Here is a 23,368-nt window from a genome sequence, read left to right as displayed (position 1 = left end):
CTACAGGAGCGGCCATGGAAAATCATGTCAATTGGCCGACGGCAATGGGCGCAAGAGTTCTGATCAATGACGGTTGGTATAACCCAGTCCCACCCCAGCGATTGTGAGCACAGGACGAACGGTTCACGCCGGAGCGGCGACGGACTTTGTCAGGCGTGGCCGCCTTAACTGAATAGAGGAGTGAATTGCCGAGCAGATCTCTCGCACGAAACCAAGAATGACGCGGCAGCCATCGTTGAGAACCCTGAGGACCCTTAGCGTGCCTTCAAAGACTTCGAAGAAGTCTCTTGGCAGCGCCGCATTTGTAAAGCGGAACCGAGAGACCGCCAGGTTCGCGCGCTGATCCGACGTTGGCTGCAGTGGTATGAACTCTCCGCCTACAGATCACGATGGAGGAATTGATCGTCTCTGCGTAATACTTGGGTGAATCCAGATATTATTGCGCTCTGAATGTTGCAACAATCATAACAGAAATCAGAGAACCCGAACATAGAGGCAAGATACTCTCGTATTACTGGCGAATATTCCCGTCGCAACTCATACAAGAATATTCAAATATTAGAATTATTATTTTAGCTCTTTTGATTCATCTCAACGACCGTAGTCGACTCATGCTGACTAAGTCTGCACGGATTTTCCGAAAACCCCGAGGTGACTTCTATGGCCAATAGAAACTTCGCCACACGGCGCAATCGCCGACCGTCAGGGAAACGACTTTTCGGCGATCAGGCATCGGTTGACATAGAACGGCGCTTGCGTCGGTTTGGGCGTGAAACGCTTTGAGGCTGCCTCCACGCTGTTTGGGAATTGCACGGGCGTCTTCTTTTCGGCGTCATGATCGACGGCGTCGTTGCGGCGCGTTGGCTGCGCAGAGACGGCAACAATCCCATTCTCCAATTCTTACGATTTATCCACAATGAAACCACTTCAGCCTCATGCCTAGACCGGCACGGACGTTGTCTGCCGCACCGGTATAGCCACCAATGTTTCCCGCCTGCAGACGCTCGCAAGAAATGGAAAGGGCCGCGCTTCGCGCAGCCCTGTCTTGTTCTTACTGACCACCCCATGCGGCCGGATAGTCTGGCAGCTTTTCGCAGCCGCACATGGCGTGGTGCAGCGGCGGCATCTTGTCGTTGACGTACTCGTCGAGTGTTTCGGCGGTGATTGACGGCTGCGGCATTACCCATTCCGGGCCTGGGACCGGCTCGCCCTTCAGCACCTTAACCGCCGCGATGATGGGCGTGCGCCACTGATAGGTCGGGTAGGTCGGTGCAATCGCCTTGAAGCCTTCAACCTTCCATTTCATCAGAAAGTCCTGTTGGTCCTCCCCGGTGATAACGGGCAGGGGCAGGCCGGAATCCTCGAAGGCCTCGAGCGCTGCAACGGCGGTCGCGCCGGCATCCATCCAGACCGCGTCGATCTTGCCGCGCTGCAGATAGTCCTCGACGATCGACTTGGTCTTGGCGTTGTCGCCCTCGGTGAACTCCTCGCCGATGACGTTCAGCCCCTTTTCCTTGAAGATGTGCTTGGCGGCGGATGCACGGGTTTCCAGAACGTCGACGCCCGGCACGATGCGCAGCATCAGCACGTTGGCGCCGGTGGGCGCATTGGCCGCCACGAACTCGCCGGCCTGGATGCCGAAGCCATAACCGCCGACCGGATGGATGAAGGTGACCGGGCACTTCGTGTTGACGCCGCGGTCAAAGACGATAACGGGCAGCTTGGCGCAGGCCTTTTCGACGGCCGGAGTCAGCGCTGCGGTGGTGTTCGGCGACACAATCAGCGCATTGCACTTGCCGCCGTTGATAAGATCGTCGATGTCAGAAATCTGTTTGTCGTCGGAGCCTTCGGCGTCGACATGGATGAGCTCCTTGATTTCCGGATGCAGCTTCACCTCGGCCTGCATGTTCGTCCAGCCTGTCACCCGCCACGCATTGTTGACCCCGGCATTGGAGAAGCAGATCGTATAAGGACCTTCCTTCTTGAACTTCGCGGTGTCGGCCATCTGGTCACCGTAATATTGCACCCATGGCTCGCCGTCCGGGCCGTTGGCCCTGGCAGTCAAAAGTTCACGCTGCCTGGCGAACTCGGCAGGATCGTCAAAATTCAGCTGTTGGGCCTGCGCGGTGCTAGCGATGAGGGCAGCCGAAAGGGCGGCGGTCAGCAGTCTTTTCATGTCTCACTCCCATTTGATCATGATTTTCAGTTCCTCCCGACGGCCTTGCGGCCGACGAAACTCAGGTCCCGCCGGCGCGGTTGCGCCGATAGGTGGCAAGCACGACGGCAACGATCAGGATCACCCCCTGCACGACGTCGCGCACCGGTTTCGGCAAGCCGATGAAGTTGAGCAGCGTGAAGATCGCAGTCAGCGTCAACGCGCCGGCAATTGAGGCAGGCACCGAGCCGCGCCCGCCCAGAAGCTGCGCACCGCCGATGACGCAAGCCGTGATCGCCTGCAACTCGTAGCCGACGCCGACATCGGTCGAGACACCGGCAAAACCGCCGAGCAGGATGCCGGCCGTCACCGCGCTCAGCGACGACACGACGAAGGCGGTGATACGAACCCGTTCCAGCGGGACGCCCGACATCTGCGCCGCCCGTGGATTGTCGCCGATCGCATGCAGCATGCGGCCGAGATTGGTGCGATGCATGAGCCAGAACAGGCATGAACCGAACGCAAGCAGCACCAGCAGCGCCACTGGAATGAACTGGATCAGTGGAATTCCCTGGATATTGACGCGTCCGAAGAAGCGGAACGTTTCCGGCAGGTAGCCGCGCGGTGAACCGCTCGACCACATGAAGGCTGCACCGTTGAGCGTGATCATCATGCCGAGCGTGGCAATCAGCGAGGGGACCCTCAGAAAGCTGACGACGAGGCCGTTGACGATACCGACAGCAAGCCCGGCGGCATACATGGCCGGGATCACCCACCAGGTCGCATCGGCATTGTTATTGAGCAGCATCGATGAACCGACCACCGTCAAGGTAATCAGGGAGCCGACCGAGAGGTCGAACCCGCCGGACACGATGACATAGATCTGGCCGGCGGCGAGAATCGCCAACGGCGCGGCGCGCTTCAGGAAATTCATGTAGCCCGTGGGCTCGACGAAATTCGGGTTCGACAGCGTGATGGCGACGAGCAGCGCTGCAAGCACGAAGAAGACGGGGTTGATCTTCGGCAGGCGGCCGCTTCGGGGTGCGCCAGGCGCCTCTGTTGAACTGACAGTCTGCTGGCTCATGCCACGATCCTCTTCGAACGCACGGCGTAGAAGGCGACGGCAGCGACGATTATGATGCCGCGCATGACCTGCTTGGCGAAGGCGTCGACGCCGGCGAGATTGAAGATGGAGTCGATCAGCGAGAAGATGATGACGCCTGCGACCGTGCCCCAGATTCCGCCCTTTCCGCCGGAGAGGATCGTTCCGCCGATGACGACGACGGCGATCGATTCGAGATCGTAGGCACCCTCCGTGCCGATCCAGGGCGAGCCGGATTTGAGGCGGCTTGCGAGATAGAGGCCGGCCAGCGATGCGCAGAGACTGCACAGGATATGGCTTGCAATCACGACGCGGTCCGTCTTGATGCCCGCTGCTCGAGCAGTGTCACGATTGCCACCGACCGAATAGACGTTGGAGCCGAAGCGTGTGAACCGCAGCACGACCCATGCTCCAACAACCACCAGCGTCAGCACGATGAGGCTGAACGGCAGCCCCAGCACCACGCCATAGGCGAAGAACTGGAACGCATCCGGGACCGAACCGCCGAACTTGCCGTGGAAGGATGCAAGACAGCCCTGGATGATAAGCGCCATGCCCAGCGTCGCGATCAGCGGATTGACTTCCAGCCTGGTGATCATCAGCCCGTTCAATGTGCCGACCAGCGCACCCATCAGCAGTACGACGAGAACAGCGGGCACCATCATCGCCGGATCGCCGTTCATGATCGCCGACGAGACCACCGCCGACGCGGAAATGAGATGGGCCACCGATAAGTCTATCGAGCCGACGAGAATGGCGAAGGTCTGGCCGACGGCGGTCATGCCGAGAGCAATGGAGCGGTTGAGGATGGAGATCGCCGCTTCCGGTGTCAGGAACCGCGTCAGACCGAGGCTGAGCGCGATCGCGATGTAGATCAGAAGTGCGGCCGCAAGCAGCAGGGCCGGCGAATAGCGCTCGATGCGCGACGGCAGGCGTTTGATGAGTGTCGCCGCGTTCATGCCGCCACCGCCTCTTCACCGGTTGCGGCAAGCATCACATCGGCCTCAGAAACGCCGCGCTCGAACGTTGCCACCAGTTCGCCGGCGCGCATGACGAGGAGGCGGTCGGCGGCGCCGAGCACCTCGGGCAGGTCGGACGAGATCATCATGATCGCCGTACCCTTGCGGGCAAGATCGCGCATGAGGTGGTAGATACCGGCCTTGGCGTTAACGTCGATGCCCCGCGTCGGTTCGATAAAAATCAACAGGCGTGGCGCCAGCGCCAGCCAGCGCGCGACAATTGCCTTCTGCTGGTTTCCGCCTGAGAGCGCCTTGATCTCCTGGGAAAAGCTGCCGGCGCGCACGTCAAGGTCCTGCAGCAGGCCATCCATCTGGTCCGTGGAAGCGAACGGGGTCGCATCGGCCTTGCCCGCGAGAGCCGAAAGTGCCCTTGCCGTCAGCATGCCATTGTCGGTGACCGACTGCATCAGCACCAGCCCTTCGGCCTTGCGGTCGCCCGGCAAAAGGCCGATGCCGGCGCGGATGGCGTCACGCGGGCTCGTGAACCGTGCCTGTTTGCCGCCAAGCATCACCTCGCCCTCGGTGAAGGGGGAAAAGCCGAAAATCGCCTGGGCGAGTGCAACACGCCCCGCTCCCTGCAGTCCGGCAAAGCCGACGATCTCGCCGGCGTGAAGGTCGAGGGTGATGTTCGTCAATCGCTCGTTGCCGGCGTTGCGCACGGAGAGCACCACGCCACCGATCTCCTGCGGCGTCGCCGGAGCCGCGTAGAAATCGCCGATATCGCGACCGACCATGGCGCGCACGATCACATCGGGTTCCGGCACATGGTCGAAGCTCGCGGCCGTCTCGCCGTCCTTTAGCACCGTCACCCGGTCGGCAAGCCGTGTGATCTCGCGCATGCGGTGCGTGATATAGATAATTGCCACACCCCTCTTCTTCAGCGTGTCGACGAGGCCGAACAACACCTCGCATTCCGCCTCGTTGAGGGCGGCGGTCGGCTCGTCCATCACGATGACGCGAGCATCCAGCGACACCGCCTTGGCGATCTCTACCAGTTGCTGGCTGGCAACATCGAGGTCGGCGACAACCGTGTCGGCTTCGATCCGATGTGCCGACCCGAACAACGAGAGCACGCGTCGGGCCTCCCGATTCATCGCGGCGTGGTCGACGAGGCCGAACCGCGTCGGCTCGCGGCCGAGAAAAATGTTCTGCGCCACGGTGCGCTCGGGCAGCAGCGAGAATTCCTGGTAAATCACTGCGATACCGGCGCGGATGGCGTCGAGCGGATGGGTGAAAAGGCGCTCCTCGCCACCCGCGATCACGGCGCCGCCGTCCAGCCGGTAGACTCCGGAGAGGATCTTCATCAGCGTCGACTTGCCGGCGCCGTTCTCGCCGGCAAGTGCGTGTACCTCGCCGGGATAGGCGGAAAAGCTAACGCCTTTCAGGGCCTTGACGCCGGGGAAACTCTTGGTGATGCCGCGCATTTCGATTGCGGGAGAGGGGGTGCTCATGCTTGTGCCCATGTCTTGCGAATGAACGTCGCACTTTCGGAAAAAAGCGTCTCGAAATCTGGAAACAGCGGTCGCCAGACGCGGGTTGCCGTCGCGATGGCCGGAAGTCCGGCGCCGAACGCCTCCAGGGTCAGCCAGCCGTCATATCCGATCTCCTTCAAAGTCCTGAACATCGCGGCGAAGTCTATGTGCCCGCGTCCCGGGATGCCACGGTCGTTCTCCGAAACGTGAAAGACGCCGATATCGCTGCCGATCAGTCGAATGGCGGCCTCCGGGCGGCGCTCTTCGACGTTGGCATGAAAGGTGTCGTACATGATCTTGAAGGCCGGATGCCCGACCCTGTCCACATAGGAGCGGGCCTGCTCCATCGTGTTCAGGTAATAGGTCTCGAACCGATTGAGCGGCTCGAGGCTCAGATGCATTCCGTTTGCCGCAGCCCGCTCCGCCAGGGCCCTGTGCGCGTCAGCGCCGTATTTGAGTTCGTCCTCGCTGGCCCCTGCCCCGGTGAAGAACCCGATCGGCGCATGGAACGGGCCGCCCATGCTTTCGGCTCCAAGGGCAATGGCGCAGTCCAACGCCCAGTCGAGGTGGGCAAGGCCGCGCCCCCGCACATCCGGGTCGCAACTGACGGGGTTGGCGTCCGGCGTCGGAACGATCGATGTGGTGGACCGGGCGATGCCGAGTGTGTCCAGTTCCCTGCCGAGGCGTTCGTAGTGGCTGACCGCGCCTTTGAGGACCGGGACTTCGACCCCGTCATAACCGAGGTCGCGCAGTTGTCCGATGCTTGCCATGTGCCTGTCCTCGACGAAGTCGGTCAGGCAGAGAAGGTTAATGCCGAGGTTCATGGCGCGCTCAGTGCAGCTTGATGCCAAGGTCGCGGCAGCTCGCGCGAATCCAGGCCAAGGATTTCTCGATCATGGGGCCAGCGGCACCCTCACATTCGAGGCTGAGCACACCTTCGTAGCCGTGATCGCGCAGCATCGCGAGGCAGGCCTTGATGTTGCTGGCATTAACGCCGTCGCCGAGGGCACAGTGGCTGACCGCGATACCGGTCTGTCCGCCACGAACCGCCGCGGCGAGCGTTTGCGAGACATCCTTGATGTGAACGTGACTGACCTTGTCGATGAAGTGCTGCAGGAACTCCGTCGGCTCCTGGCCGGCGATGAAGGTGTTGCCGGTGTCCATGTTCATGCGCAGCCAGCGGGAATCGACGAAGGCAAGCATGCGTTCCATGAAATCCGGGCGCGTGGTGAAATGGCCGTGCGGCTCGATATTGACGATGATTTCGTGCGCTTCGGCGACCTCAATGATCTTCTCGTAGCTGCGCTTCATCAGCGCCATCGATTCTTCTTCGCTCAGCCCCGGCGGCATGTGGAGCCCGTCGGTGGTGTCGACGCAAGGGCTGCCGGCCTGCGCCGCCCAGGCAATCGACTTCAGCACATAGGGCACGCCGCGCAACGGGCCGTCTTCACCGGAAAGCGGATAGGCGGCGTCGACCTGGGAGAAGCGCACGCCGTAGCGGTCCATCTTCCGGCGCAGCAGCGCGGGATCCTCGTAGAGCGCTACATGTGGCTGGTAACCGAGCCCGTGAATCCAGCTGACGCCGTCTATGAGGCCGCATTCGATGAAGTGCACATCATTGTCGCTCGCCCACTGCAAGCATTTTTCGAACGACCAATAGGCCGAGTTGAACGCGTCCGTGTGGAAACCTATCCGCACCGGCAAATCCTCCCTGATTCTCCTCCATGCCGTTGAGTTTCAACGACAAATCACCAAGCGCCTCCGTTTGTCGCTTGATGATGACGCAGCATTGCGCAATAAAGGACTGTTCGCGTTCGAAATAGAGGACTGGTAAATTTTGAACATCGGCGAGGGAGAGCGATGAGCAAAATCAACAATGAACGAGCTGCCGGCCGGCCGGCGGTTTTCCGGGAGCCTGGCGCCCTGCTTTACGCCGGGAACTGTCAGGACCTGATGAAGGCGTCCCTTGCCGGACAGGTCTCGCTCAACGCATGGACGCGACGCGGCTATCCGGGCATCGACCTCGGCCACGCCCTGCCTCAGGTCTGTTCCGTCGGGGGGTGGGATGCGACCACGCCACAGGACTGGGGTCTGCGTGAGCATTGCAACGAAGGCGTCAAGATCGCCTATCTTGCACGCGGCTCGCTGACCATTACGATGGATGGACGCAAGACCACGCTCAACGAAGGTCAGATGTTCGTCGTCCGCCCATGGCAGCTGCATGCGCTCGGCGATCCCAATATCGGCGCGAGCCATATCGTCTGGGTACTGATGGACATGGGCGTGCGCCGCCCGCATGAAACCTGGCTTTGGCCCGACTGGATCGGCTGGCCCGAGCGGGACCGCAAACGGCTGAGCGAGCTTTTGTCCAAGAACGAGCAGATCTCCTATCTCGCCTCACGCGAAGTCGCTCGAACTTTCATGGAGATCCACGAGGTGGTGGCAAGCCATGACATCCATGGCGGCGAAGCGCGTCTGCGCCTGCTGATCTCGATGATGCTGCTCCAGTTCCGTCAAATGCTGGAAAGCCAGGCGCCGGTGCTGGATCTGGCGCTTGCGAGCTCGAAACGCACGGTGGAAATCTTCCTCAAACGCTTGAAACACGCGCTGGACGAGGACTGGACCCTTGAGAACATGGCTGCCGAATGCAATCTCTCGCGCACCCAGTTCACCCAGCATTGCCTGGTACTGACCAACATGACGCCTGTGCGCTATTTGCAGATGTTGCGGCTGAACGCGGCTCGGCAACTGCTCGAAAGTGGCCAGCAGTCCGTCACCAACGTCGCTTATGACTGCGGCTTCTCCTCAAGCCAGTATTTTGCCACCTGCTACAAGAAGCGCTTTGGGTTCTCGCCAATCGAGACCCCGCGACAGCAGACGATGATGACCAGCTGAGCTTCTGACGCGAAGCATTTCCGTACCGAATGTGGCTCTCGTTCGAACAGGTCGCCGGCGCTATGCGCAATGAGAGCTTTGGGAAGGCCGGCGCCTCAGGTGCTACGCGGGCATGGTCCGGATCACGTCGGCGACACTGCAAACTGTTGGCAAGTCCGCATCAGGCGCGCTGCCCGAATATGTCGTGACGGGCACCCGATCGCGTTCGTACGCCGCGTGCCAATCGTGGTCGAATGGAACACTTGTCTCCCAAATCGGTTTCACCAATTCATTTCAAAGGAGAAACCAAGATGGATCACACAAATCACGTCCGCCTCGCAGCCGTAGAACTCACGCCGGCAGTCCTGGAGGGTGCGACGGTTTACGGAGCCGATGACCACAAGGTCGGCAAAGTTGACCATGTCCATGGAGAGGGCGCCGGCAGTACCGTAATCATTGACGTTGGCGGCTTCCTCGGCATCGGTGCCAAGCCGGTTGCGGTCCCGCTTACCGATCTCGATTTCATGCGGGACGAGGACGGCGATGTCCACGCCGTCACCTCATGGACCAAGGACCAGCTCAAGGAAATGCCCGAGCATCGCCACTAGGCACCAGCGCCCGGCCAATGTGCCGGGCTCCCCTCCGACATTGGCAACTCCAAAATCGATGAGCGCGCGCGAGGCGCGATTGCATGTTGCATCGCGGAATAAATGAAGTCATAAAAAATCACTCACAACGGACCCGGTGAAACTCCGGGTGGCTCTTCTGGCCGCCGATCCGCCAGACCACGCAAAAACTGCATGCCAGTCAAAACCGCCTCATCGCGCGCGTTCGCCGCCATGCTTTGCGAGAACTCACCTTATGCAATTTTCCTCCTTCCGTCGCGAATGGTCCGCTGCTCCTATGCGCGAAATGCTCGCCGGGTCCGTTGCGACATTCGCCTTGATCCCCGAGGTCATCGCATTTTCATTTGTCGCCGGTGTCGATCCGCAAGTCGGCCTCTTCGCCTCCTTCATCATCGGCATTGTCATAGCCTTCACCGGTGGCCGCCCTGCCATGATCTCGGCGGCAGCGGGATCGGTTGCACTCGTTGCAGCACCACTCGTCCATGCGCACGGACTGCCTTATCTCTTTGCCGCCGGGTTACTGGCGGGCGTCTTCCAGATCGTGTTCGGTCTTCTCCGCCTTGGCGTTCTCATGCGTTTCGTTTCGAAATCGGTCCGCACAGGTTTCGTCAACGCGCTTGCGATCCTGATCTTTGGAGCCCAGTTACCGCACATCATCGGGGGGGACTGGCTTGCCTACAGCATGCTGGCGGCGGGGCTTGCTGTCATCTACCTCGCCCCGAGGATCACAACGTCAGTGCCTTCGCCGTTGATCTGCATTCTCGTTCTCACCCTTGCGTCGGTATCGCTCCAACTCCCGGTGATGACCATTGCGGATCTCGGCAAGTTGCCCGATTCGCTGCCGATCTTCAGCTGGCCGACAGTTCCCCTGACACTTGAAACGCTGACAATTATCGCAGGTCCTGCACTCGCAATCGCCATGGTCGGCCTGCTGGAATCGATGATGACGGCCACTGTCGTTGACGATCTCACGGGAACCCCCAGTTCTAAGAACAGGGAGTGCACGGGCCTGGGCATCGCCAATGCCACGGCAAGCCTGTTCGGCGGGATCGCGGGCTGCGGCATGATCGGCCAGACCGTCAGCAACGTGAAGTATGGCGGGCGTGGTCGTCTGTCGACACTGTTTGCGGGAGCCCTCCTTCTGGTGCTGATGGTGTTGCTGAAGCCGTGGGTGTCTCAGGTTCCGGTCGCCGCCCTGGTTGCCATCATGGTGATGGTGTCGATCGACACGTTCGACTGGTCTTCGTTGAAAAGTGTGGTTGTCCATCCCAAGGTCTCGAGCGCCGTCATGATAGCGACCGTCCTCGTTACGGTTTTCACCTCGAACCTGGCACTCGGCGTAACGGTCGGCGTTCTTCTGAGCGGCGTATTCTTCACGTTCAAAGTCGCCCGTCTCTTGCAGGTTGAAACCGTCACCGGGACTGCTGCGGGGCGTTTGACCTATCGCGTATCCGGCCAGGTGTTCTTCGCCTCGGCCGACATTTTCGTCGACGCATTCGATATAGAAGAGGCAAGTGGCATGGCTGTTGCCATCGACTTATCGCAGGCGCACTTCTGGGACATTACCGCCGTTAAGGCCCTCGAAAAGGTCGTGGACCGTTTCAAGGCGCATGATATCGCCGTAGACATCCTGGGCCTGAACGAGACGAGCACCACGTTGATTGAAAGCCTGGATGGGCCGATGAAGCTTCGGGAAGTCTGACCCAGGGTTGCTCGAACCGACCGAGAAACGGTCACCAGAGCAAAGCACCGCGGCCCTGATCCGTTAGGCCGCTGGTGACTATAATGATCGAACTGCGACCGCCGGATGCGATCGCCGCAACTCCTGCTGACGCCGGTGAGATGGAGATTGGAGGATCGAAGCTGCTGCGGCGCCGGCCGCCGAGATTATGGGTTCACGCCCTGGTCAACAATCCCGAAAATTCCGAACTGCACCGCGCAAACACCGCGCATAATATTTGCGCTGAGACCGACATGTCCTCCTAATAGCTTGGGAGCCATGTGTGATGAACAAAGCCGCTGCATCTCGCCAAGAGATAATCTCGCCAAGAGATAATAGAGCCCGACGACTTCTACAAAATTGAAGGCGTATTTCGCGAACTGGTGCGCCAGAAGGGCATCGCGCTGGCAAGCAAAGAGGCCGACACGCTTGCCGCCCGTCTTATCGGGCTGCACCAAAGCGGCATCCAGGATCCGGACGCCCTCAAAGCACGTCATGAGCTGCTGGCGTTCGTCGGCAGATGGCCCACAAAGAAGCGGCCTCCCCTGTGGAGGCCGCAATTGCAATGCGTACCCAGTCCCTAACTCTACCACAATCCCAGCGTCAGCAAAATGGCAGGGCTACCATCCGCGTTTCGCCGAGCGGTCAAGAACTTCTCTCCTTGGTGGCCGTTCGCGCTGCCGAATGCTCAACGGGCGGACCTTAACGTAATATCTTCGAGCGGAACTCCCGCGGCCCGTCGCCGGTTGCTTTTCGGAATGCTCTGGCGAAATTGGCTGGAGACGAATGTCCCAACTCTGCCGACACGCGCGTGATCGAGCCGCTCATGTGTCGCAGCATTTCAGCGGTTCGCTGACCCCGTGCCGCGCTCGCCAACGCGCGAAAATCGGTTTGCGGATTTTTTGACACACGCATCTATTGACAATAGCTGGGTTTGGTGGCTGTTCTCGGCAAGGTTCCGAGCACCTGCCGCCTGCAGACGCAAGTCACGGTGAAGCCCGGCCATTAAAGACCTTTCTCACCCTCGAAGCATTTCGTCGGTGGCAACGCAGGCCCCCATCACAGTCGAAATGCCTCTTTGGAGGAGTGAGTGATGTCTTCGCGACAATCGCCCGAAAACCGTTTTCTGACTGCCTCTCCGGGCAGAATTTTTGCCGCGACCGCATTTCCCATGATCGCCATCATGGTGATGAACGGGATGCTGGGTATCATCGACGCAGTCTTTCTTGGGCATTTCGTCGGTGCAGAGGCCATGGCGGCAGTCGGCATGGCCTTTCCGGTCCTGATGTTGACGATCGCGCTTTCGACCCTAGTCAGCGGGGGAATGTCAAGTCTGCTGGCTCGCCAACTTGGCGCCGACGACCGCGATGCGGCCAACTCGACCTTCGCCGGTGCTCATGGACTTGCGTTGATGATCGCTTCGACGCTGATCGTCATCTTCTGTGCGGGCGGGTGGGCTTTCGCCCTACACATTGCCGGCTCCGACGGCCCTATTACCGGCATGGTCTGGATCTTCCTTGCCATCACCGTATTCGGAACCCCGATACAATTTCTGCTGGGAGTTCATGCCGATGCCTGGAGGAACGAAGGGCGGGCCGGATTAATGGCACTCATGTCTCTTGGGGTCACGCTCATAAACATTGTGCTGAACTACATCCTGGTCGTTGTGCTGGAGTTCGGTGTTGCCGGATCGGCCACGGGCACGGTTCTGGCACAGGCGATGGGACTGCTGCTTCTGGCCGGGCTGCGCCGTTTCATCGGGGGCATGATGCCGCTCAACAGCCTCTGGCGGAACCGCTGGACCGGCAGTTGGAAGCGTATTGTTGCGCTGGGGGCACCTGTCAGTCTGGGCTTTATCGGAATGGCGCTTTCAGCCGCCAGCGTGGTTCTCGCGTTACGTCTTGTAGGCAGCGCCGATTACGCCAGCACCATTGGCGCCTACGGGATCGTGACACGCATATTCGGCTTTGCCTTCCTGCCAATCATGGCTATCGCGATGGCTATGCAGAGCATCGTCGGCAACAATGTTGGTGCGCGTCTTTACACCCGCTCGGATGCTGTTCTGCGGATCGCCGCAGCAACAGCATTGTTTTACTGCGTTCTTGTTGAGGTTTTGCTGTTGAGCGAGGGCACAGTCGTCGGAGCAGCCTTTGTGGCTGATCCAGACGTCATCGGCGAGGTAGGTCGAATGCTTCGGCCCATGGCTTCAATCTATCTTTTTTCCGGACCAGTTCTCGTGCTTGGGCTTTATTTTCAAGCCATCGGCCAACCGACCAGAGCGGCTCTTCTTACCATGGTCAAGCCTTTTATACTCTTGCCTGTCTTGGTCGCGGCCGCTGCGGCAATGCTGGGCGCGAATGCAATCTGGTTCGCCTATCCGCTGGCCGATGGCTTGGCCGCAATAGTCGCAGCTCTTGTGCTTGCCGACGCCCTGAAGGCGCGGGGAGACGCTGGTATCGGGCTGAAGGCTGTGGGGAACCCGTCATGACAGAAAGAGCGCTGTTTGGGATTGAAAATGCGTGGCCACCGCTCTCGACGTGAAGCTATCCGGCTTCGAGGCGCCAGCAAAAATGAGCGTACCAGGCGCTGGCGGCTTCGCGGCTAGAGCCAGTTCGCTCGTGGTTTGACCGGTTAAATGCCTCGTCTCGGAGGATCAGCATCGCGACGGCCAAGGGCCGCGATCAGAGAAGCCTAGGCCCAGCAAGCCGCTCCGGTAATCGATCCTGGAAGACCCGTACTCAGCAGATTTGGCATTGAGGAAATCTGGAAGACTTTTCCTTCACGCTGTCTCGCGATGGACCCGACCTTCGAAGATAGCGCATTCAGTTGCATATCATCTTCGCCTGAGGACTCGTCCGAAGATAGGCCCGCAGCCACGGCTGCGGACCTATCTTCGGACATGACGTCGGCCAGATTCGCGCTCGACAAATTCAAGAGCGACTGGCGCCGTGTCGTCGCAATCGAAAGCGCGGGAAAGATTGCCTGTCAAATGCGATGTATCAGTTCCGATGTATCTGTAGTGTGAACGCATTCGCTCGCTCGGTTTCGGGCTGGCTCCCACCGTCATCCAAGAGACGGAGGGCACGAACGTGCCCTAGCCAGCTTGAGGAGACCCGGGGTCTACCACGGTCGTTGAGCGAACGTCGCTCACCGGGCGAGCCATCCTCCGTCCACCGGAATGATCGTACCGGTCACATAAGAGGCATGAGGACTGGCCAGGAAGAGAACGGCCGTCGCCAGGTCTTCAGGAACGCCCCAGCGCCCCATCGGAATGCGCTCGAGAATTTGTCTTTGCCGCTCCGGGTCCGCCCGCAAGGCGGCGGTGTTTTCGGTTTCCATGTAGCCGGGCGCTATCGCATTGACCGTGACACCGGATGCGGCGAGTTCGTTTGCCATCAGCTTCGTCAGTCCGGCGACTGCATGTTTGGAAGCCGTATAGGCCGGGACGCGGATGCCCCCCTGGAAGGAGAGCAGCGATGCGATGTTGATGATGCGGCCGAAGCGGCGCAAAACCATGCCGCGCGCCACAGCCTGGCTGAGAAAGAACAGGCTCTTTTCGTTGACGTTCGTCACCACATCCCAATCCGCCTCGGTGTAATCGAGCAGATCGGCGCGCCTGATGGTTCCGGCATTGTTGACCAGGATATCGATAGGCCCGGCCTGCTCTTCGATCTGGCCGACGAGCGCGCGAAAGTCGTTGGGTTGCGAAAGATCCGCCTGGATACCGAGGAAACGGCGTCCGGTTGCCTCTATAAGTCGGCCCGTTTCCGGCATCGGCATGGATCCAAGGCCGACGATTTCGGCCCCCGCCCTCGCCAGCCCCAGAGCCATCGCCTGCCCCAGCCCTCCCCGAGCGCCGGTGACCAGCGCCCACTTGCCGGAAAGGTCGAACAGATCCGCAATCTCGTTCATCGCAGGGTCTCCATTGGCACAAAATCCATGTCGGCGAAGGACTGATTATCGCCCGCCATCGCCCAGACGAAGGCATAGGATCCCGTGCCGCTGCCGCTATGGATCGACCACGGGGGCGAGATGACCGCCTGCTCGTTGCGAACGATCAGGTGACGTGTCGCCTCGGGCCGCCCCATGAGATGGACGACCATACGATCATCGGGCATCTCGAAGTAGAGGTAGGCTTCCATGCGCCGATCGTGAAGGTGTGCAGGCATGGTGTTCCAGACGCTTCCGGGTTCGAAGCGCGTGATGCCAAGCATGAGCTGGCAGGTCGGCAACAGGCCGTCATGGACATACTTGTAGATGGTGCGCTTGTTGGCGGCCTCGCTCGTCCCTAGCGCCTGCGGCGAAGCTTCATCCTGGGTGATCTTGCGGGTGGGATGGCTGGCATGCGCGGGCGCCGAGACGCCATAGAGTTTTGGCGGCGATGCCGCGTCCGCAGCGGCAAAGGAAACGCCTTTCGCCCCCTTGCCAATGTATAGCGCCTCGAAAGGCGCAATGACATGATCCGCACCATCGACAGATATTTTCGCGGCACCGCCGCCAAGGTTGACGACGGCCAGTTCCCGGCGCTCTAGAAAATCGGCGACGCCGGCGGATTTTGCCAGCGCGGCGCTGAAGGCGAGCGGCGTGGCTTCAGGCCTGATGCCAAGCAGAACCAGGCGATCATAGTGGCTATAGGCGGCGCGTATCTCGCCGGCAACGAAGAGATCCTCGACGAGGAAATGGCGGCGCAGTCCCTCGGTATCGAGTGTCTCGGCCTGTTCGAAATGTATCGCTTGGCGAATATCCATCAGTTCTTGTCCTCAGCTTTCAAAATTGGCCGACATCAGCAGCCGGTCAGGCACTCGTACTTCTGCTCATGAGCGTGACCTGCCGGCCCTTTGCCCTGATCAGGGCTTCAAGCGTCGGCAGGTCGGGGGTCGGTGGCAGGCGCGTCAGCGTGCTGCGGCCGGCAGCCGGATCGGTGCTCGCCAGGACGGCAGCAAAAAGCGTGCTCTCTCCAGGAGGAAGCTCGGCCATCAACTGTGGCACCAGCGTCTGTGCGGCAATCAGGTTGGTGTTCGGCTGAGCGATATGCGCCTTGCCGATGCGAGCGACCGACGAGCCGAGATCGACGATCGCCGAGAGGTCTCGCGGGGTCGCAACGACCGCCTTGCCAGCTTCACTTTCGAGTGCCTCGGCAAGCCTGTCGTGTCTGGCGATCGCAAAGCCCCCTTCCTTCGTGGTAACGGCTCGTTCGGTTCTCACGCGATGGGCGCGGACATGGAAATCCCCATGCCAGTAGAGCCAGGTTTCGACCAGGATGCCGTCATTGGGCCGCCAGCGCGCGTAGAGGACGTCGTCGGCGATCAACACCTCCTCATTGGCCTGGCGGACCTGAAACTGGAGACCGTCGCTGCTGAAACCCAGCATGCCATCCAGGACTGCATCGGCGAAGCGATTGGGGTCGCTCTCCACGCTGAAACCGTAGCGGGCGGAATAGACGAACTTGCTGTATTTCTCGGCACCGAACCGTGCCCAGGTGTTTTGCGGCCCCGTCTGCTGGCCGCCGCAAAGCGCGACGGCATCGCCCGGAGGGTTCTTGATGAGCATGCCCGTGTGCCGGTGTACGGCGACGTGATCGCGCGGCGGACAATCCGCCTCCTCAGCGCTCCAGAAGGGGTGTTGCTGCGGCAAGGCCAGCGGCAGAAACGCCTTCAAGGCCCAATAGGGCGACTGAGGCGAATTGTAGGTCTCGCACATCAAAAGGTTCGGGTAGGCGTAGCCAACCGGCAGGATACCGTCCCGCGACGCCATCGGCTGCTTGGCCCACCAGCGCAGATTGCGCAGGTAGAAGCCCTTGAGTTGCCCCCAGGGCAGCGCCTCTTCGCCGGCAAATGCCAAAGCACCGAAGAAACCGGCGATGGCAAAGCGATAGGTCATCGACCGACCGAACGCCAATGCGGCGCCGTCGTCGGCAAACCATCGCGTCATATCGCCGGCGGCGAGACGCGCACGCTCGCGATAGGGCTGCGTATAGGTGCTACCGTCGAGCACGGCAAGAATGAGCCCGTAGAAGTGAAAGGCGAAGGGGATGTAGTGGTCGGCACGGCGCGCGTCGCCATCGCTGTACCACCCATCGCCGAAATAGAACGTTTCAAGCTCGTCGATATAGGCTTGGTCCAACTCCCGATCGTGATCGGCACCGACGGAATCCAGCCCCAAGCCGATCAGCAACCGGAAGAACTTCCAGTTGTTCTCGGAAAACCGGCAGGCATGCCCTGCTTTCAGATAGGCGACGACGTTCTCGCGTTCATGTGGCTCCAAGGGAGCCCAGAGCTTCTCGGGTACGAGACGCAACGCAAAGCCGATGGCCGCGAGTTCGACGAGGCGCTGGTTGCGATCCGTCGGTTGCCCCCAGTATTCGGCATGGTGCGGATCCGTGCCGGACGCAAGGCCGCGCGCGATCGGAGCCCAGTCGATCCAGTCGGCCCCGCCGACTTCAGCCGGCACCAAGCCCCACAACAGCCGCGAGAAGCCCTCCAGATCGGCTGCCGCCTGATCGAAATGCGCTGCGGTCGCGTCGAACCGCAACCGCGCGCCACCGGCCGACCGATAGGTGTCGGCTGGGTCCCAGAGCGATTTCAGAGCGCGCTCGACGTCGGCGCGCGTGCGCAATTCATTGCCCGACCATGGATGGAACAGGCTGTCGAGGTATATGCCGTCTGTCATTGGCCATTCCTGTCTTGGGAGGCTTTTGGTGCAGGGCCCTGGGCGAGCCGTTGGAAACGTCAGCTCCTGAGGATGCGGTTTGCCTGCGCGACCAGCTCCTCGCCGGCTGCAGCAACAGTCAACTGGCCGAAGGCGACCTGGTCGGCAATCGGGCGGAACACGCGCTCTTCAAGCTCGGAGGCTCCGATCGGAACCTGGGGCGGAAAGGCGCCCACCCGTCCCGCTATCGAGGAAATGTAGTCCACGGATCGTTTCGAGACATCGTCGACAAGAGGCGCCACCAGCTCCCTGACATCAAGGTTGATCGGCACGCCGCGTTCCACCCCGAGAATTTCCCCGGCCGCGAGGTCGTTGATGAAGAAATCGAGGAACCGGGCTGCAAGCTCCGGCTGCCTCGAGGTGCTTGCAATCCCGAAATGCAGGCTTGCCTTGTAGAACAGGCCGGAAGGTCCCGCCGCATCGGCGATCGGGAGCGAGGTGATCCCCAGCCTGTTCTTGGCGAGCGCCTGATAGCCGAGCAACTGGTTGGAAAAGGCAATCGCCATCACCGCATGTCCGGTCGACAGCGGGTTGGAATCGATCTGCAGCTTGTCCATTGCCTGGACCTCGGCCGACACGCAGCCGCCATTCTTCGCCAGACTTTCCCAATAGCCGTACCAGTCGCTGGCATCGGCAGCATCGAAGCCGATCCGGCCATCATCGCCGTACAATCGCTTGCCGCGCTGAACGAGAAACGCCTCGAAGGCATAGCTGTAGCGCGCGCCGTTGCCGACCGCCCAGACATTCTTCCGCCCGATCGCCTTGGTGATATCTATGCAGAGCCGGGCAAAGTCGTCCCAGGTGGTCGTCGGTCCGGGCGGCGCAATGGCGGCCTTTTCGAAGGCGACACTGTCGTAAAGCAGAGCAAACGCATTCAATGACAGAGGCATGCCGACGACCTTGCCGTCGACCGCCCCGAGATCAAGGACGCCGGGCATCAATTTGTCGGTGCGGATCGTGCTTCCCAGGTAATCGCCGAGAGGAAGCATGGTGTTGCGGCGCGCATAGTCGGCAAAGCGGCTTGGCGCGAGCTGGAAAATGTCGGGCGCATTGCCGCCAGCCAGCATCGTCGTCAGCTTCGACCAGTAGTCGTTGCCGCCGACCTCGCCATTGATCTTCACGCCGGGATTTGCGGCCTCGAACAACCGGGCAACACCGAGGGTGCGCTCGGCGCGTGCGGGCGAGCCAAACCAGAAGAGGCGCATCGTTGCGCTATCCGCCAGGGCCGAACGCAACGGCGATTGCAAAAACGTTGCCGCACCTCCGAAAAACAACCCCAACTGCAAAAGTTCGCGTCTGCCAAGCATGGTTCTCTCCCGAAAGCTTCGATTTCCGTGCGCCGCCGACCTCCTTCGGCGGCGCACCTGGGCACATGGGCTATTTCGACAAGCGAAGGGCCATCGATCGTCCGAGACGATCAGCCCTTGAGAATTCGGCCACCTTCCGCCACCAGCTGATCGGCCGCCTCTGCGGGCGTCACCTGGCCGAAGGCCACCTTATCGGCCAGCGGCCGGAAGGCGCGGGTGTCGAATTCGGAGGCGCCGACAGGCACCGGTGGCGGATAGGCGCCGACCCGGCCGGCAATCGACGAGATGTAATCGACCGTGCGCTTCGACACGTCGTCGATCAGCGGAACGACCGCGTCCTTGACATCGGTGTTGACGGGAACCCCGCGCTCGACACCGAGAACCTTGCCGGCAGCCATGTCGTTGACGAAGAAGTCGATGAACCGGGCAGCAAGCTCCGGATTTTCGCAGGTGCTTGCAATCCCGAAATGGAGGCCCGGCCGATAGAACAGGCCTGATGGTCCCGAGGGCTCAGATACCGGCAAGGTGGTGATCCCGAGCGGGTTCTTCACGGCCGACTGGTAGCCGAGAAGCTGGTTCGAGAACGCGATGGCCATGGCGGCCTTGCCGGTTGCGAGTGGGTTCGAATCCACCTGAATCTGGTCCATCGACTGGACTTCGGCCGACACGCAGCCGCCGTTCTTGGCGAGGTTCTCCCAGTAGCCATACCAGTCCTTGGCATCGTTGACATCGAAGCCGATCTTGCCGTCCTCGCCGTACAATCGCTTGCCGCGTTGGTTCAGGAAGGCATCGAACGCGTAGGTGTAGCGCGATGCATTGCCGACGGCCCAGACGTTCTTGCGATCGATCGCCTTGGTCAGATCGACGCAAAGCCTGGCGAAATCGTCCCACGTGGTCGCAGCCCCCGGCGGATTGAGCCCGGCCTGCTTGAAGGCCTCCGTGTCATAAAACAATGCGAAGGCGTTGAGCGACAGCGGCATGCCTGCCACCTTGCCGTCGACGGTTCCAAGATCCAGCACACCCGGCGCGAGCTTGTCGGTGCGAATGGACTTGCCGAGGAAATCGTTGAGCGGAAGCGTGGTGTTGCGACGCGCATAGTCGGCAAACCGGCCAGGCTCGAGCTGGAAGATGTCAGGCGCGTTGCCGCCGACAAGCATCGTCGTCAGTTTCGACCAGTAATCGTTGCCGCCGACTTCGCCGTTGATCTTGACATCCGGATTGGCGGCTTCAAACAGCCGAGCGACGCCGAGCGTGCGCTCGGCACGCGCAGGCGTGCCCCACCAATAGAGCCGCATCGTGGCGCTGTCGGCAAATGCGGTCCGTAGCGGAAGCTGCGAGAATGCAGCCGCTCCGCCGAGCAGCAGGCCGTTGCGTAGAAGTTCGCGTCGATTGATCATGAATTCCTCCCTTTGGTTCCGTTTTTTCCTGAGCCTAGTCGGCAAGCCTGCGCCCATCGGCGTCGAAGAGATGGCAATGTTCCGGCGCGATGCTGACGCTCAGCGTTTCGCCGGTGTTGAGCAGCGTCTGGCCTTCCATTGCGACGATGAGCGCCTGCTTGTCGGGCAGGCGCCCATAGACGATGGTCTGGCCGCCGAGATGCTCGATATGGGTGATCGTCAAGGTCCCGAGATGGATGCCGCCCGCGCCGTTGGCCCTGATATGTTCCGGGCGAACGCCAAGGCTGAGCGTCGCTCCGATCTCGGCTCTCTCGACCAGCGGCACGGCGACATCGGCGCCGGCAAGACCGATGACAACCCCGTCGTCTCGACGACCCACCACGGAAACATCAAGGAAATTCATCTTCGGCGAACCGATGAAGCCGGCGACAAAGCGGTTGACCGGCTTGTTGTAGATTTCGAGCGGCGATCCCTGCTGCTCAATCCGGCCGGCGCGCAGCACCACGATCCTGTCGGCGAGGGTCATCGCTTCGACCTGGTCATGGGTGACGTAGATCATCGTGGCACCGATGTCGGCGTGGAGCTTTGCGATCTCAACACGGGTCTGCACGCGAAGCTCGGCGTCCAGATTGGACAAGGGTTCGTCGAACAGGAAGATCTTCGGATCGCGCACGATGGCGCGGCCGATGGCGACGCGCTGGCGCTGACCGCCGGACAGTTGCTTTGGCTTGCGTTCCAGCAGCGGGGTGATCTGCAGGATTTCGGCGGCCTTGCGCACCCGCTTGTCGATTTCGGGCTTGGGCATGCGCATGGTTTCAAGGCCGAACGACATATTCTTGTAGACGCTCATATGCGGATAGAGCGCATAGGACTGAAAGACCATGGCGATGCCGCGTTCGGAGGCCGCCTTCTCGTTCATCCTGGCGCCGCCGATCGCCAGCTCGCCGCCGGAGATGGGTTCCAGTCCGGCAATCATGCGCAAGAGCGTGGACTTGCCGCATCCCGACGGGCCGACGAAAACGACGAACTCGCCGCTGCCGATCTGGAGGTCGACGCCGCGGATGACCTCGACGGCACCGTAGCGCTTCTGGACTTGCTTCAAAGCGAGCGTCGTCATGGGGCTCCCCTTTCCTGTTTCTTGTTCTGTGGTTCTTGTTCGTGGCGCTACCGCTTCATGCCCGTCGTCGCGATGCCTTCGATCAGCAGCCGCTGGAACAGGAGGAAGAGGATGAAGATCGGCAATACGGTCAAGGTCGACATCGCAAGCAGCGCGCCCCAATCCGATTGCGCCGTGGCATCGACGAAGGTTCGAAGGCCAAGCTGGGCCGTGTATTTCTCGATGTCGTTCAGATAGATCAGCGGCGCGAAGAAATCGTCCCAGGTCCATATGAACGAGAAGACTGCGGCGGTCGCCAGAACAGGCGTCGAAAGCGGCAGGATCACCTTGAGGAAGATGCGCAATGGTCCGGCGCCGTCCATGATGGCCGCCTCGTCGAGCTCGCGCGGGATGCCACGGAAGAACTGAACCATCAGGAAGATGAAGAAGGCATCGATGGCGAAGAACTTCGGCACGACAAGCGGCATGATGGTGTTGACCCAGCCGAACTTCAGAAACATTAGATATTGCGGGATCAGCACCGCATGCTGAGGCATCATCAGCGTCCCGAGCATCAGCGCGAACCAGAACCCGCGCCCCTTGAACTGCAGCCGTGTGAAGGCGTAGGCGGCCATCGAGCACGATATCAGATTGCCGATGACGACCAGGACCGAGATCAACAGCGAGTTGAGGAACATGTAGCCGAAGCTGACGCTCAGCCCATTCCAGCCGCGTCGATAGGCATCGAGCGTAAACTCCTGCGGTATCAGCGATGTCGTCGCGAAGATCTCGTTTTCGGGCTTGAAGGAGCTGGAGACCATCCACAGCAGCGGATAGAGCATGATGAAGCTGACCGCGGTCAGGAGCGCGTAGACCAGCGCCCGGTTCAGCGGCGAGGATTTCGCTCCTTCGGGCATAGCGGCTGCCTCGACGACGTTCGACGCATAGACGGTATCAGTCATCGTAGTGCACCCAATATTTGGCCGACATGAAGGACAGCGCCGTGAAAATGGCGATGATGACCACTAGCACCCAGGCAAGGGCTGACGCATATCCGAAGCGGAAGTTGGTGAAGGCTTCCTGGTAGAGGTAGAGTGTGTAGAACAGCGTCGTATCGATGGGGCCACCGCTGCCGTCGCTGACGACGAAAGCCGAGGTGAAGGCCTTGAAGGCGTCGATCGTCAGGATCACCGCATTGAAGAAGATCACCGGCGTCAGCAGCGGTAGCGTGATCTTGAAGAACTGGCGGGAGCGGCTTGCGCCGTCGATGCTGGCTGCCTCGTACATATCCTGCGGGATCTGACGCAGACCGGCCAGGAAGATAATCATCGAAGAGCCGAACTGCCAGGCTGCGAGCAGGACCAGGGTGTAGAGCGACGTGGACGGGTTCGAGATCCAGCTCGGGCCTTCGTAGCCGAAAAGCGCCGCCAGAACCTGGTTTAGCACCCCGTCGCCCGCAAAGACCTGCCGCCAGAGCACCGCGATTGCAACGCTGCCACCGACCAGTGACGGAAGATAGAAGATCGCGCGAAACACCGTCAGGCCGCGCAGCCCCTTGTTCAGCGCGACCGCGATCGCCAGTGCGAACATCAGCTTGAGCGGAACCGACAGCAGGACAAATGTGAACGTAACCCGCATCGCCGTCCAGAAACGGGGATCATCGCTGGCAATCCGCACATAGTTCTCGGCGCCGACCCAGTTGGCCGGACCCATCAGGCCGAAGTCGGTGAGCGAGAGATAGAACGACGAAACGGCCGGCCCCAAGGTCAGCACGACAAACCCCAGCAGCCAGGGCAGTATGAAGCCGTAGCCGCCCAACTGGCTGCGCAGTCGCACGCTCAGAGGCGGCCCTGCATTCGATGCGTCCGTAATGGACATTCCCTCACCCTCCC

20 protein-coding genes and 1 other annotated feature are annotated in these 23,368 nt (G+C 60.9%); of the genes, 4 read left to right on the top strand and 16 right to left on the bottom strand.

Annotated features, from left to right (window positions below):
• Nucleotides 1-1,051: 1,051 nt before the first annotated feature.
• The 6 genes from BLJAPNOD_RS24365 to BLJAPNOD_RS24340 form a co-directional block, all read right to left on the bottom strand.
• The gene (locus BLJAPNOD_RS24365) at nucleotides 1,052-2,176 is read right to left on the bottom strand and encodes an ABC transporter substrate-binding protein (RefSeq protein ID WP_115421746.1); all 1,125 of its coding nucleotides are present in this window, start codon (nucleotides 2,174-2,176) and stop codon (nucleotides 1,052-1,054) included.
• Between the two features lie 61 nt (nucleotides 2,177-2,237).
• Nucleotides 2,238-3,239, bottom strand: coding sequence for an ABC transporter permease (locus tag BLJAPNOD_RS24360; protein ID WP_077504539.1), 1,002 nt, complete (start codon nucleotides 3,237-3,239; stop codon nucleotides 2,238-2,240).
• Complete coding sequence (locus BLJAPNOD_RS24355) at nucleotides 3,236-4,216, bottom strand: ABC transporter permease (protein ID WP_115421745.1); 981 nt, start codon at nucleotides 4,214-4,216, stop codon at nucleotides 3,236-3,238. Before BLJAPNOD_RS24355 ends, BLJAPNOD_RS24360 begins: the two co-directional genes overlap by 4 nt.
• Complete coding sequence (locus BLJAPNOD_RS24350; RefSeq protein ID WP_115421895.1) at nucleotides 4,213-5,727, bottom strand: sugar ABC transporter ATP-binding protein; 1,515 nt, start codon at nucleotides 5,725-5,727, stop codon at nucleotides 4,213-4,215. The genes BLJAPNOD_RS24355 and BLJAPNOD_RS24350 overlap by 4 nt, the downstream gene beginning before the upstream one ends.
• A complete protein-coding gene (locus BLJAPNOD_RS24345) occupies nucleotides 5,724-6,572 on the bottom strand; it encodes a sugar phosphate isomerase/epimerase family protein (RefSeq protein ID WP_077504541.1) in 849 nt (282 codons plus the stop codon). Before BLJAPNOD_RS24345 ends, BLJAPNOD_RS24350 begins: the two co-directional genes overlap by 4 nt.
• 7 nt (nucleotides 6,573-6,579) lie before the next feature.
• On the bottom strand, nucleotides 6,580-7,446 hold the full coding sequence (locus BLJAPNOD_RS24340; RefSeq protein ID WP_158556160.1) for a sugar phosphate isomerase/epimerase: 867 nt from the start codon (nucleotides 7,444-7,446) through the stop codon (nucleotides 6,580-6,582).
• Between the two features lie 162 nt (nucleotides 7,447-7,608).
• On the opposite strand from BLJAPNOD_RS24340, the gene BLJAPNOD_RS24335 reads away from it, so the two are divergent.
• The 3 genes from BLJAPNOD_RS24335 to BLJAPNOD_RS24325 all read left to right on the top strand — a co-directional run bounded on the left by BLJAPNOD_RS24335 (nucleotide 7,609) and on the right by BLJAPNOD_RS24325 (nucleotide 10,950).
• Complete coding sequence (locus BLJAPNOD_RS24335) at nucleotides 7,609-8,643, top strand: AraC family transcriptional regulator (protein ID WP_077504543.1); 1,035 nt, start codon at nucleotides 7,609-7,611, stop codon at nucleotides 8,641-8,643.
• Nucleotides 8,644-8,933: 290 nt separating this feature from the next.
• Nucleotides 8,934-9,230, top strand: coding sequence for a PRC-barrel domain-containing protein (locus BLJAPNOD_RS24330; RefSeq protein WP_077504544.1), 297 nt, complete (start codon nucleotides 8,934-8,936; stop codon nucleotides 9,228-9,230).
• A gap of 126 nt (nucleotides 9,231-9,356) precedes the next feature.
• Nucleotides 9,357-9,412, top strand: a sequence feature (sul1 is cis-regulatory element that is thought to sense ions involved in sulfur or methionine metabolism; They are found in Alphaproteobacteria).
• 71 nt (nucleotides 9,413-9,483) lie between these two features.
• Nucleotides 9,484-10,950, top strand: a complete 1,467-nt coding sequence (locus BLJAPNOD_RS24325) for a SulP family inorganic anion transporter (RefSeq protein WP_115421744.1) — start codon at nucleotides 9,484-9,486, stop codon at nucleotides 10,948-10,950.
• A gap of 185 nt (nucleotides 10,951-11,135) precedes the next feature.
• Here the strand turns inward: BLJAPNOD_RS24325 and BLJAPNOD_RS35210 are convergent, their stop codons facing one another.
• The gene (locus tag BLJAPNOD_RS35210) at nucleotides 11,136-11,426 is read right to left on the bottom strand and encodes a hypothetical protein (RefSeq protein WP_139354056.1); all 291 of its coding nucleotides are present in this window, start codon (nucleotides 11,424-11,426) and stop codon (nucleotides 11,136-11,138) included.
• A gap of 244 nt (nucleotides 11,427-11,670) precedes the next feature.
• Nucleotides 11,671-11,883: a helix-turn-helix domain-containing protein gene (locus BLJAPNOD_RS36410; RefSeq protein WP_077504548.1), complete on the bottom strand. Its 213-nt coding sequence runs from the start codon at nucleotides 11,881-11,883 to the stop codon at nucleotides 11,671-11,673.
• Between the two features lie 178 nt (nucleotides 11,884-12,061).
• Here BLJAPNOD_RS36410 and BLJAPNOD_RS24305 point away from each other — a divergent pair, with 178 nt between their 5' ends.
• A complete protein-coding gene (locus BLJAPNOD_RS24305) occupies nucleotides 12,062-13,456 on the top strand; it encodes an MATE family efflux transporter (protein WP_115421742.1) in 1,395 nt (464 codons plus the stop codon).
• Between the two features lie 659 nt (nucleotides 13,457-14,115).
• On the opposite strand, the gene kduD is transcribed toward BLJAPNOD_RS24305, so the two are convergent.
• The 8 genes from kduD to BLJAPNOD_RS24265 form a co-directional block, all read right to left on the bottom strand.
• Nucleotides 14,116-14,880 carry a 2-dehydro-3-deoxy-D-gluconate 5-dehydrogenase KduD gene (gene kduD / locus BLJAPNOD_RS24300; RefSeq protein WP_115421741.1) on the bottom strand — a complete coding sequence of 255 codons (765 nt, stop codon included), beginning with the start codon at nucleotides 14,878-14,880 and terminating at the stop codon, nucleotides 14,116-14,118.
• Nucleotides 14,877-15,716, bottom strand: a complete 840-nt coding sequence (kduI, locus tag BLJAPNOD_RS24295; protein WP_115421740.1) for a 5-dehydro-4-deoxy-D-glucuronate isomerase — start codon at nucleotides 15,714-15,716, stop codon at nucleotides 14,877-14,879. Before kduI ends, kduD begins: the two co-directional genes overlap by 4 nt.
• A 46-nt stretch (nucleotides 15,717-15,762) precedes the next feature.
• On the bottom strand, nucleotides 15,763-17,637 hold the full coding sequence (locus tag BLJAPNOD_RS24290; RefSeq protein WP_115421739.1) for a DUF2264 domain-containing protein: 1,875 nt from the start codon (nucleotides 17,635-17,637) through the stop codon (nucleotides 15,763-15,765).
• Between the two features lie 59 nt (nucleotides 17,638-17,696).
• Nucleotides 17,697-18,983, bottom strand: a complete 1,287-nt coding sequence (locus BLJAPNOD_RS24285) for an ABC transporter substrate-binding protein (protein WP_115421738.1) — start codon at nucleotides 18,981-18,983, stop codon at nucleotides 17,697-17,699.
• Between the two features lie 110 nt (nucleotides 18,984-19,093).
• Nucleotides 19,094-20,380, bottom strand: a complete 1,287-nt coding sequence (locus BLJAPNOD_RS24280) for a sugar ABC transporter substrate-binding protein (protein ID WP_158556159.1) — start codon at nucleotides 20,378-20,380, stop codon at nucleotides 19,094-19,096.
• 34 nt (nucleotides 20,381-20,414) lie between these two features.
• Nucleotides 20,415-21,497 carry a sn-glycerol-3-phosphate ABC transporter ATP-binding protein UgpC gene (gene ugpC, locus BLJAPNOD_RS24275; protein WP_115421737.1) on the bottom strand — a complete coding sequence of 361 codons (1,083 nt, stop codon included), beginning with the start codon at nucleotides 21,495-21,497 and terminating at the stop codon, nucleotides 20,415-20,417.
• Nucleotides 21,498-21,544: 47 nt separating this feature from the next.
• Nucleotides 21,545-22,393, bottom strand: coding sequence for a carbohydrate ABC transporter permease (locus BLJAPNOD_RS24270; RefSeq protein WP_115421894.1), 849 nt, complete (start codon nucleotides 22,391-22,393; stop codon nucleotides 21,545-21,547).
• Nucleotides 22,394-22,430: 37 nt separating this feature from the next.
• The gene (locus BLJAPNOD_RS24265; protein ID WP_115421736.1) at nucleotides 22,431-23,354 is read right to left on the bottom strand and encodes a sugar ABC transporter permease; all 924 of its coding nucleotides are present in this window, start codon (nucleotides 23,352-23,354) and stop codon (nucleotides 22,431-22,433) included.
• Nucleotides 23,355-23,368 lie beyond the last annotated feature (14 nt).

It is taken from the genome of Ensifer sp. M14 (genome assembly GCF_003355565.1).
Taxonomy (GTDB): Bacteria; Pseudomonadota; Alphaproteobacteria; order Rhizobiales; family Rhizobiaceae; genus Ensifer.
Note: the sequence above shows the minus strand (reverse complement) of the source record. Positions and strands in the feature narration are given on the sequence as shown.